The organism is Rhodocyclus gracilis (assembly GCF_009617575.1).
Lineage (GTDB): Bacteria > Pseudomonadota > Gammaproteobacteria > Burkholderiales > Rhodocyclaceae > Rhodocyclus > Rhodocyclus gracilis.
This window is the reverse complement of record NZ_WIXJ01000018.1, coordinates 1-11,175: the sequence shown is the minus strand read 5'-3', so window position 1 is coordinate 11,175 and position 11,175 is coordinate 1. Positions and strand designations below refer to the sequence as shown.

At 52.5% G+C, this 11,175-nt stretch carries 12 protein-coding genes; all 12 read left to right on the top strand.

The genetic code is table 11. The features are described from left to right. Positions 1–199 (top strand): IS3 family transposase (locus tag GHK24_RS13380; RefSeq protein WP_153473385.1); only part of this gene is annotated, 199 nt, incomplete at its 5' end. 57 nt (positions 200–256) lie between these two features. Beyond that, positions 257–1,186, top strand: coding sequence for a polysaccharide deacetylase family protein (locus GHK24_RS13375; RefSeq protein ID WP_153473384.1), 930 nt, complete (start codon positions 257–259; stop codon positions 1,184–1,186). Beyond that, complete coding sequence (locus GHK24_RS13370) at positions 1,183–2,259, top strand: GNAT family N-acetyltransferase (RefSeq protein ID WP_153473383.1); 1,077 nt, start codon at positions 1,183–1,185, stop codon at positions 2,257–2,259. The genes GHK24_RS13375 and GHK24_RS13370 overlap by 4 nt, the downstream gene beginning before the upstream one ends. 41 nt (positions 2,260–2,300) lie before the next feature. Then, positions 2,301–2,990 carry a hypothetical protein gene (locus GHK24_RS13365; RefSeq protein ID WP_153473382.1) on the top strand — a complete coding sequence of 230 codons (690 nt, stop codon included), beginning with the start codon at positions 2,301–2,303 and terminating at the stop codon, positions 2,988–2,990. 9 nt (positions 2,991–2,999) lie between these two features. Next, positions 3,000–4,157, top strand: coding sequence for an O-antigen ligase family protein (locus GHK24_RS13360; protein ID WP_153473381.1), 1,158 nt, complete (start codon positions 3,000–3,002; stop codon positions 4,155–4,157). After that, the gene (gene asnB / locus GHK24_RS13355; RefSeq protein ID WP_153473380.1) at positions 4,157–6,094 is read left to right on the top strand and encodes an asparagine synthase (glutamine-hydrolyzing); all 1,938 of its coding nucleotides are present in this window, start codon (positions 4,157–4,159) and stop codon (positions 6,092–6,094) included. Before GHK24_RS13360 ends, asnB begins: the two co-directional genes overlap by 1 nt. Further along, complete coding sequence (locus GHK24_RS13350) at positions 6,091–7,209, top strand: glycosyltransferase family 4 protein (RefSeq protein ID WP_153473379.1); 1,119 nt, start codon at positions 6,091–6,093, stop codon at positions 7,207–7,209. Before asnB ends, GHK24_RS13350 begins: the two co-directional genes overlap by 4 nt. Next, positions 7,203–7,808, top strand: a complete 606-nt coding sequence (locus tag GHK24_RS13345; RefSeq protein WP_153473378.1) for a sugar transferase — start codon at positions 7,203–7,205, stop codon at positions 7,806–7,808. Before GHK24_RS13350 ends, GHK24_RS13345 begins: the two co-directional genes overlap by 7 nt. Continuing rightward, positions 7,809–8,468: an acetyltransferase gene (locus tag GHK24_RS13340; RefSeq protein ID WP_153473377.1), complete on the top strand. Its 660-nt coding sequence runs from the start codon at positions 7,809–7,811 to the stop codon at positions 8,466–8,468. It abuts the gene before it with no gap. A 6-nt stretch (positions 8,469–8,474) separates the two neighbouring features. Beyond that, on the top strand, positions 8,475–9,686 hold the full coding sequence (locus tag GHK24_RS13335) for a DegT/DnrJ/EryC1/StrS family aminotransferase (RefSeq protein WP_340666199.1): 1,212 nt from the start codon (positions 8,475–8,477) through the stop codon (positions 9,684–9,686). Between the two features lie 149 nt (positions 9,687–9,835). Then, positions 9,836–10,750 (top strand): Wzz/FepE/Etk N-terminal domain-containing protein, encoded by a 915-nt coding sequence (locus GHK24_RS13330; protein ID WP_153473375.1) that lies wholly within the window; start codon positions 9,836–9,838, stop codon positions 10,748–10,750. Positions 10,751–11,022: 272 nt separating this feature from the next. Beyond that, a partial coding sequence (locus GHK24_RS13325) for a transposase (RefSeq protein WP_153468719.1) occupies positions 11,023–11,175 on the top strand: 153 nt, incomplete at its 3' end.

Here is an 11,175-nt window from a genome sequence, read left to right as displayed (position 1 = left end):
GGTCGCCGAGAGCTTCTTCCAGCTACTGAAGCGGGAGCGAATCCGCCGCAAAACCTATCTCGACCGCGACGAAGCCCGCCGCGACGTCTTCCACTACATCGAGATGTTCTACAACCCGAAACGTCGTCATGGCTATGCAAACGACGTTTCTCCGGTAGAGTTCGAAAAGCAGTATTTCAATCGGCTGCAGAGTGCCTAGGAATACCAGGAATATTCAGTTTTTCAATGCCTACTGAGGCGCATTATGGTGGGGGTCATGAAGGCTACATTTACTATTTCGCTTGACTGTGAGGGAAAATGGGGCGTTGCCGATAATTTGACTGGAAATAACAGGAAGATAACCGATTCTAAATTGCGTGAGGCTTATGGCTATATATTCGATGTTTTGAGCCAAAATGAAATAAAAGCGTCGTTCGCGTTTACATCAATGTTTTCGGTTGGTGAGCGCGTGATAAATGAGTACCTGGAGAAGTTTCATGAGTTGAGTGAAAGAGGGTTTTCATGGTATGAGCCAATATGCAAGATGATATCGAATGATGATTTCGATGGCTGGATTGGTTTGGACTTTTTTGAGCGAGCAAGAAAAGAAGGTCATGAAATTGCTTGGCATGGTTTTTCTCATCATCCATTGGGAAAAAATATATCCAGAGATGTTGTCGAATTTGAGGTTGTGGCAGGGCTCGCAGTCGCGGAGATAAAAAAACTTAATCTAAAATCTATTGTCTTTCCCAGAAATGCAGTGGGACACCTTGATCTCATGAGCAGAAACGGCTTCGTTTGCTACAGGGAGTCTGCGGAGCGGAGATTAGGTTTTATGAGCAATAAATATCTTCGTGTGATTAATGAATTCAACCTTTCGTCCAAGTCAGAGCGAGGGGGGGTAATTGTCGCCGAAAATGATATTTCTGGTCTGCCCGCCGGTGATTTTTTGAACTGGCCCAGTGGTCCCCGCTCCATGGTTCCAGATTCTGTAACCATCAAGCGGTGGAAAAATATGATTGAAGATGCGGTTCGATATGGTGGCCATGTGCATCTGTGGTTCCATCCCCACAATCTCATCACTGCGCCAAGGATGAAGTTTACATTTTCGGCCATTATTCAGTACGCAGGGAAATTGGCTGCAATGGGAGATCTGTCAAATTGCACGATTCGTGAGTTGCATGAAAATTTTTCGGAGAGAAAATGAATAGTTCTTATATATGGCTCTCGGGGTCAGCTGGTCAGCTGGATTTATTTAAGAGTTTTTTTGACAAAAATGGTAGTCCGCGAAGTTCTGAGTATTTGCGCTGGCAATATTTAGACGGCAATCAAAGCGTTTCGCCGCTGGTTGTCTTGGGGCTGGATGGCGGTTCCTTGGATAATCCTGATGTGTCATGTATCTATGCTTTATTTCAAAATGAATTTTTGTGTTCGGGGAGTGCAATACTGGGCTCTCAATCTTTAGATACGATGACGGCACCCAAATTTCGTGGGAAGGGTCTGTTTAATAAGTATGCAAGCATTGTCTATGAGAAAGCGGCTAATGAAGGGGTTTCATTTGTGTATGGATTTCCCAATGGTAATTCTGCTCATGGATTCTTCAATAAGCTTGGTTGGCAAAAACTAGATCCGGTTCCGTTTTTGGTTCGCCCGATTAGTGTGTCTTACCTAATCGATAGGCTTCCAGTTTTAAAGAGATTTTCCTCGCTTTTTGATGGTTTACGGATTCGGTCGCGGCCTTTTGATTTGGACGAAGGGTACGTATTGAAAGACAATTTTGTTTTGGATCACCGGTATGAGGAGCTTTGGGAGGGCTTTAGGCAGAGCATTGGGGTGGCATTGAATCGTAATGTGTCGTACATGAAGTGGCGCCTGTTCTCGAAACCTGGCGAGGTTTATTCGAATGCTGCTATCTTCGATGGCGAGGGCGGGGATCTTCGTGCAATTTGTTTTTTTACGCAAAAACAAAAGCATGGGGGAAGTGTTGGGTATATCATGGATTTGATGTATGGTGATGGTTTTGTACGAGAAGGCGAGGCTTTATTGAATTATGTGGTTGACAAGTTATATCGCGCTAATTGTGATATTTTATTGGCGTGGTGTTTCGATCATTCGCCTAGCTACGAAGCGTATAGGAGGTGCGGTTTCTTGGCTTTCCCAGAGAGGCTTAGGCCTATTGAATTACATTTTGGTGTTCGTGCTTTTTCAAAAGAAATCGAGCCTGTTGTGGCCAATAGAAAAAATTGGTATATAAGTTATCTTGATTCGGACACCGTATAGTTGATTTTTAATTCAGGGTTGCTATCGTAAAGATATTTACCATGCAGATTATTTTGCTGGCATTGGCTGCGTTGCTTTTTTTGTCTCACCTGCTTTGTGAGACATTGGCATCTTTTGTTAGATACAATTTTGCTGGGATTGGCCGTCATATGCAGGGTGTGGCTGTGTCCAATTATTTTGGGATCGCCTCAAGGGGCTTTGTTGCGGCTTACGGTGTGCTCGCGTCCCTAATTGTTGAACGACACTATCCGCTTGGGTGGCAGTATGTGCTTGCATTGTCTTTGACGTTGATTTGCGGAGGTCTGGCCTCTCTTCTGCTCTCAAGAATTAATGTGTCAATTAATGCAACAGTGCCGGGAAAAAAAATCGCTTTTCAGCATGGTGCCGGAATGCTTTATTTCTATTTCGAAAGATTTTTTTGCTACCGAGTTAAGATCGCATGGGTGTCATCTGTTTTCGTAGGGGTCCAATTCGCTGCGATTGTTGTCGCATACGGCCTTTGTTTTTATTTTCCAAATAATCGATTATTTATAATCTCGCTGGTGCCGGTAATTGGTATGCTCGGTACATTGGTGACCGTTGTTTTTGTGGAGCCAAAATTGGCTAGGATTGTTGATGAAGACAATTCTCTTGCTCATGCTGTTTCGCAGGAGTTTATGAGGGCGCGCGCAATTTCATTCTTTTTTTCAGCCGCGATTTTGGTTTTTTTAGCCGCGGTGCTTGAAGGCTGATGTCTACATATGGCGCAATTTATAGTTCAAGCAACGTTGCTTTTTCTGTCAAGCGCAACTGCTGTTCAAATTTCAGGCGCAAGATTGAGCGATGTTGCTATTTTTTTGTTTGCGCTGTCACTACTCGCTTACAGGCGACGTGAAATATCTGGAAGTCATACAATAACTTTTTTTTTGTTGCTTATTGCGTTCACTATTTTCATAAGTACGGAATATTCTGGGTTGGTTGATGCTCGGGGGTTTGACGCGGGCATTCGTAATGCCGTAGCAGTTCCTCTTGGGGTTTTTCTCTCTTTGCTTTGCATTTGGTTGATGGATTCGGAGCAAGTATTGCGCATTGCCTCGTCTTATTCTCGAGTAGTCGTGTCGGTGTGTTCTTGTTTTTTTTTGGGGCAGTTGTTTTTAGGTCCACTGGACTGGGTGATTTATGAAAATCAGTTCGATCGTTTTTCAGCATTTTCGCAAAATCCGAATCAATTAGCTCTTTACTTGGCGCCCGTTCCTTTTTTTTCGCTAATTGCGTGCGCCAAAAACCTCAAGGGACGATGGTCCGCGGCGATAGAGATCGCCTTGGGGATAGCGATCAATCTGTTCGTGCTGGGGAAGGCGCTTTTTATTGGATGGGGCCTATCGGCCGTCATTCTTTTTCTTTTGGGATGGGTTTGGTTCGGCGCTGTTCATTTAAATGAGGTTAAGTTTTTCGGAAGGGTGCTCCTTTCATTGGTGTTATCGGGTATTTTTTGGCCTGTTATTGTGGCTTTATACAAAGGGGATGCTGCAGGTAGCCAAGCAGATCAGGGCGATGTACGTGTAAAGTTGTGGGGGCACGGATTTGAAGCCTGGACTGACTCGGTTTTTGTTGGGCATGGGCCCGGTCACTATAGCGGTTTAGAGGCTTCCTACCAGAATATGGAGGCCCACAATTTCCTTATTGATTGGCTTTCAGCCTACGGTTTGCTTGGTGGCATTGCGCTGACTTTTTATTGCGCATGGCTTCTTTTTTATTCGGTTAGGTGCAGGGCGTGGTTAGTTCTGGCTTTGTACGTCACCTTGTTAGTTCAAGCAACATTTCATTTTTATGGGAGGCAACCATTGTTTTGGATACTGCTTATTTTTGGTTACTTTATTGCTTCCTCCAGCACAGCCAGCAGACGGATTAGCTACTGATGTGTGGCTTTGTCGGTTTTCTTTCGTCGCAGTCTTTCGATCGCCTGAGTATTGTTCGGCGAATGTCAGATTCAATCGAGACTCGTGGGCCAGATGATTCAGGGTATTGGGCAGATGCGGAGCAGGGCGTTGCATTAGGGCATCGCCGTCTATCGATCCTCGATCTCTCCCCTGAGGGCCACCAGCCCATGCATTCCCCATCCGGGCGCTATGTCGTTGCGTTCAATGGCGAGATATACAACCACCTGGATCTACGTCGCGACTTGGAGGTGACGAGGGGATTCGCTTGGCGTGGTCATTCTGATACCGAAACGTTGCTTGCCGGTTTTGATGTTTGGGGTGTTAGGAGGACGGTCGAGCGCACGATTGGAATGTTTGCGTTTGCGGTCTGGGATAAAATTTCCCGGACGCTCACTTTGGCGCGGGATCGCTTGGGGGAGAAGCCGCTTTATTACGGTTGGCAAGGGTCAGGGTCGAATAGGGCATTCCTGTTTGGCTCTGAATTGAAGGCGCTTAAGGCGCATCCTTCGTTCTCGGCCAGGATTGATCGGGGAGCTTTGTGTCTGTTGCTCCGGTATAACGCCATCCCCGCCCCGTATTCGATTTATGAAGGTATTGGCAAATTGGATCCCGGCAGCATGCTCTCGCTGTCACTGGATCAGTTGGAGCCGCAGATCATTCAATATTGGAGTTTGGAGAAGGTAGCGCGTGCCGGTGTTGCGAAGCGTTTCTCCGGATCGGCTGAGGCAGCCGTCGATCAGTTGGACGAATTACTGAAGGACGTAGTCCGGCAACAGATGGTGGCAGATGTTCCCCTGGGCGCATTTTTGTCCGGTGGGATCGATTCTTCTGCCGTCGTTGCTCTGATGCAAGTGCAGTCGAGCCTGCCGGTCAAGACGTTCACGATAGGCTTCGACGATGCCGGCTATAACGAGGCGCTACATGCCAAAGCGGTTGCCAAGCATCTCGGGACTGACCACACGGAATTGTATGTGCAACCGAATCAGGCACGAGATGTCATTCCGCGTTTGCCGACGTTGTACTGCGAGCCGTTTTCAGACTCGTCACAAATCCCCACATTCCTAGTCAGCCAGTTGGCACGCCAGCATGTCACTGTGTCCTTGTCGGGCGATGGCGGCGATGAACTTTTTTCAGGCTATAACCGCTATCAGATGACCGACAGGCTGTGGCGTCGCCTTGAGCGTATTCCCAAGGAAGTTCGCTCGCTTTTGGCAAGGGGTATTACGTCGGTTTCGCCCGGCAGGTGGGATTGGCTCGCCCGTTTCATCCCTGGGGCATCGGGGTATCCGATGTTCGGTGACAAACTGCACAAGGGGGCCGGAGTGCTAGCCAGCGGATCGGTCGACGAGCTGTATCTCGGCTTGATATCCCATCGGATTCGGCCTGACTCATGGGTAGTCGGTGGGCATGAGCCACTAACTAAATCGATGGGTATCCAGCCGGCTTTGGAAGGTTTGAGCCCGGTCGAACGGATGATGGCGCTGGATGCGACCAGCTATTTGCCAGATGACATTCTGACGAAGTTGGACCGTGCAACGATGGGGGTTTCGCTGGAGAGTCGCGTGCCGTTCCTCGATCATCGAGTGGTCGAGTTTGCCTGGACATTGCCGCTCGACTACAAGTTGCGTGATGGTGAGACGAAATGGCCGTTGCGGCAGGTGCTCTACCGATACGTGCCCAAGGAGCTCATCGAGCGCCCGAAAATGGGGTTCGGTATTCCGCTGGATGACTGGCTGCGTGGGCCACTACGGGAGTGGGCGGAGGATTTGCTCGATGAAGCGCGGTTGCGGCGGGAAGGGTATTTCCGCCCGGCACCGATTCGCGAGAACTGGAGTGAGCATTTGTCTGGTCGCCGCAATCGGGCGCACAATCTTTGGGACGTTTTGATGTTTCAGGCTTGGCTGGAAGCTCAATGAAATTTTTATTGATTGGGGGGTTTCCGGATTCTTTGCTGCATTTTCGCGGACACCTGATTCAGGCATTGCTGGAGTGCGGCTTGGCTGTGCACGTTGCTGCGCCTGACTTGCCCGATGGTGGCGAGCTGAGAAGACGCCTCGAGGCGCAAGGGCTTGTCGTACATTCGATACCGCTACGTCGCGCGGGAATGAACCCGTTGGCCGATCTGAGAACGCTTTTCGCATTGAGGGGCTTGATGCGTTGGATTCGGCCTGATTACGTCATGGGCTATACCATCAAGCCGGTGATTTATGGATCGATCGCGGCATGGCTCACTGGAGTAAGAAACCGCTATGCGCTGATCACGGGGCTTGGTTATTCCTTTCAAGGCGAGGGGCAGCGCAACGCATTGCGCACTCTAGTTCAAGGATTGTATGGAATCGCCTTGGCACGGACGCACAAGGTGTTCTTTCAGAACCCAGATGACGAAGCACTTTTTCGAGCACGTGGAATCCTGAAGCCGAATATATCATCGGTGGTGCTCAATGGTTCCGGTGTCGATATTGCGTCGTTTGATGTGGCGCCCCTTCCGGCTGAGCCCGTGTTTCTTCTTATCGCCCGGCTGCTCGGTGATAAGGGGGTCAGAGAGTATGTTGAAGCTGCTAGGGTGGTCCGCTTAACGCGATCGGACGTAAGATTCAGAGTGGTGGGCTGGATTGATGAGAATCCTGATGCAATAAGTGGGCAGGAGCTCGACGCTTGGATTGAGGAGCGTTCCATCGAGTTTCTTGGGCGGGTGTCTGATGTGCGGCCGGCCATTGCCGATGCGAGTGTCTATGTCTTGCCTTCGTATCGGGAGGGGACGCCGCGGACAGTACTTGAGGCGATGGCCATGGGGCGGGCAATCATCACAACAGATGCACCGGGGTGTAGGGAAACGGTGGTGGATGGTGTGAACGGGTTTTTGGTGCCAGTCAGGGAGATTGCGCCGCTTGTAACAGCAATGAGGCGCTTCATCGATTCTCCGGAATTGCTTTCATCCATGGGGCAGCAATCGCGTAAGCTTGCGTTGCAAAAATTCGATGTGCACAAGGTGAATGCGGTGATGCTGAAAGAAATGGGAATTCGATGCTGAAGCGCTTGTTTGATGTCATCTGTTCCTTGTTGGCCTTGATCCTGTTGTCGCCAGTGCTCTTGCTCGTAGCTTGGCAGATTCGCCGAAAATTGGGCTCCCCGGTGCTATTTCAACAGATTCGCCCGGGGCGTTACGGTCAACCTTTCAAAATGGTCAAATTCCGCACGATGCGTGACGCGATCGATGTGAACGGCAACCCCTTGCCGGACGCTGAACGCATGACGCCGTTTGGTTCTCGCTTGCGGTCGAGCAGCCTGGACGAATTGCCGGAACTGTGGAACGTGCTGAAGGGCGAGATGAGCCTAGTCGGGCCGCGCCCATTGCTGATGGAGTATCTGCCTCTCTACACAAAGGAGCAGGCGCGGCGTCATGGAGTCCGCCCGGGCGTGACCGGCTGGGCGCAGATCAACGGTCGAAATGCGATCAGTTGGGAAGATAAATTCAAGTTGGACGTGTGGTACGTCGATAACCAGTCATTCTGGGTGGATCTGAAGATCCTGCTGCTGACCGTGAAGAAGGTCTTTGTGAGTGAAGGTATCAGCGGTGCAGGCGAGGTGACGATGTCAAAATTTACCGGTTCATCCACTGAGGTTAAGTAGATGACACAGGATCTGTTCGCTGTTTATGGAGTGAGTGGATGCGGGAGAGGTGTAATGCCCTTGGCGCGGGAACAGTTACGTCGACAGGGCATTCCGGAAGATCGGTTGGTGTTTGTGGACGACAAGCCCGATGCGCCGGTTGTCAACGGGCAACGTGTGATGACGTATGCCCAGTTTCTCTCCGAGCCAGCCCAGACACGTCACGCGGTTCTGGCTATTGCCAACAGTACGATTCGGGAGCGACTGGCGTTGCGCTGTGCCGATGATACTGTTTCTCCATGGTCGGTGACTGCGACGAACGTTGAGATATTGGCCGATGTGCGGTTTGGGGCGGGGGCGATTTTCTGCCCATTCGTGACGCTGACTTCGAATATCCGGATCGGCAAACATTTTCATGCGAACCTCTATAGTTATGTTGAGCATGACTGTGTCATTGGCGACTACGTAACCTTTGCACCGGCAGTCAAGTGCAATGGAAACGTCATAATCGAGGACCATGCCTACATTGGCACCGGCGCCATCATCAAACAGGGCAAACCCGGCCAGCCGCTGGTCATTGGCAAAGGGGCGGTGGTCGGCATGGGCGCGGTGGTGACGAAGGATGTGCCGGCGGGTACCACGGTGGTCGGTAACCCCGCAAGACCGTTAATGAAAGGCTGAGTCGCTGTGTTGAATACTCCGTTTTCCCCATGGCCGAGTTTCACCATTGAAGAGGCCGACTCCGTTCGCGATGTACTTCTGTCCAACCGAGTCAATTACTGGACCGGGCAGGAGTGCCGCGAGTTAGAGCGTGAATTTGCCGCCTGGTGCGGCGTCGATCACGCGATTGCGCTGGCCAACGGGACGCTGGCACTGGATGTGGCGCTCAAGGCCTTGGGTGTCGGGCCGGGGGACGAGGTGGTGGTGACGCCACGCACCTTCATCGCTTCGGTTTCCTGTGTGGTCAATGCTGGCGCGGTTCCAGTCTTTGCTGACGTCGAGCCCGATAGCGGCAACATCTCTGCTCGAACAATCGCGAAGGTGCTGACGCCGCGCACGCGGGCGGTGATCTGCGTTCATCTGGCTGGCTGGCCGTGTGACATGGATCCGATCATGGCGCTGGCCGGCGAACATGGACTGAAGGTGATCGAGGATTGCGCACAGGCGCACGGCGCACGCTACAAGGGGCGCAGCGTCGGGGCGATCGGGCATGTCGGCGCGTGGTCGTTCTGTCAGGACAAGATCATGACCACCGGTGGCGAGGGCGGCATGGTTACGACCAACGACAAGGCGTTGTGGTCGGCGATGTGGTCGTTCAAGGACCATGGTAAGAGCTATGAGGCGGTCTATGAACGGCAGCATCCGCCAGGTTTCCGCTGGCTGCATGAAAGCTTTGGAACCAACTGGCGGATGTTGGAAATGCAGGCGGTCATCGGACGGATCCAGTTGCGCCGGCTGGCCGACTGGACGGTGCAGCGCAATGCCAATGCGGCGGCTCTGGCTGAGGTTTGCGCACGGTTTCCGGCAATTCACGTCCCGGCTTTTCGCTGTAAGCCGGGCTGCTTGGCAAACTGCGCCGCTGACAGCGGTTGCGTGCATGCGCAGTACAAGTTCTACGCCTATGTTCAACGGGAAAAGCTGGCAGCGGGCTGGACGCGGGACCGGATTGTCGACGAGGTCAATCGCTTGGGCGTGCCGTGCTACCAGGGGTCGTGTTCAGAGGTCTATCTGGAAAGAGCCTTCGACGGTACCGCTTGGCGGCCGGCACAACCACTGCCTGTGGCACGGCGATTGGGGCAGGCGTCGCTGATGTTTTTGATTCACCCGACTTTAACCGAAGCGGAAATTGCCAAGACGTGCGCGGTGCTGGACTTGGTATTGAAGCAGGCATCGGTTTGAAAAAGGTACGCGCAACGCCATGATGAAGCGGTGCCCAAGAATACGCTCCTGCGCGGCATGGCGACGCGCCTTGGGTGTGCCGTTCGATCGCGGTGCGCGGCAAGGGTGAAGCCGTCGTGCATTGATTCTGGATTGAGAAAGAAACGTTGATGAACGAGAACGAAATTTTGCGGGCCGACGAGATCAGCCTCCTTTACCTTTGGGAGATGCTGCGCGAGGGCTGGCTGGCAGTGGTCGGCGCCGCGGTGCTCGGCATCGCGGGGGCGGCGCTGGCGATCTTCCTGATTCCGCCGAAGTACGAGGCCGTGGCAGTGGTCCAGGTTGGTCAGGTTGGTCAGGTTGGTCAGGTTGGTCAGGTTGGTCAGGTTGGTCAGGTTAAAGTTACCGGACAACCGGTTGAGCCTCCGGTTCAGGCGATTGAGCGGATGAAGACCCCGGCATTTCAGCGCCGCGTTGCCGAAGCGCTGGGCGACCAGGAATGGCTGAAAGCCCTCACCCACACCGGGGCGACGAAAGATTTTTTCTTGCAGGTAATAAAGGAGACGGTCGGCGCTGAGGTTCCGTTGATCGAATTGCGGGTTAGCGGTGACACCCCTGAAGCCGCGCGCAAGAAGGCCAGCGCAGCGATAGACCAGTTGACCGCAATCCACGCTGAATTGGCAAAGCCCGCGCTTAACCGGATACGCACGGATCTGGTGATTACCCGCGAAAGGCTGGACAGCGCGGAACGCGATCTGGATGAGCTAAAGAAACTGGTCGCTGCTGCTGGCACCAAAGATAGTCGTTTTACCCAGATAGCATTGATGACCTCATTGAAGATTCAGAAAGAAGAGGAAACCTTCAGTCAGAAAAAGATGGTCATGGCGCTGGAAACCGCTCTGGATGCGCCGGCTACGCAAGCAGCGAAGGCGCTTGAGGAAGTTTTCACTACCGACAAGCCGGTTTCACCCAAGAAATCTCTGCTCCTGGCGCTCGGCGCTATCGGCGGCCTACTGGCCGGTGTGCTCTGGGTGTTCAGCGCCGATGCCTGGCGGAGGGCGAAAGCCTTCCGCCAAAGCAGCTAGCGTCTGTCCGTGCAGTGAGGGGGAAGCTCAGTCTGGCGTGCCCCCGGTTCTTACCGCCGCAGGTCCGTCGCTTCGTGCAGCACAGTACGTAGAGCACATGCTAGTGCTTGCCGAGAGGGTGTAGCGCAGCAGGGCCGATCTCCCTGAACTGCCGATGTGCCACTGCGACAATGATCGCATCGTAGGCGACGGTTTCAGGCTTGGCTGACCTGCCCGGAGATTTTCGGACCATCTAAAACTTGAGAGGATGGCTTCCTTGACGAGAGGAAGTCATGAGGAAGAGTCGATTCAGCGAAGCGCAAATGGTGACGATCCTGCGCGAAGCGGACAAGGCGCCGGTCGCGGAGGTTGCGAAGAAGCACGGCATCAGCGAGCAGACGATCTACAGCTGGCGCAAGCAGTACGGCGTCCTGGATGCCGACGAG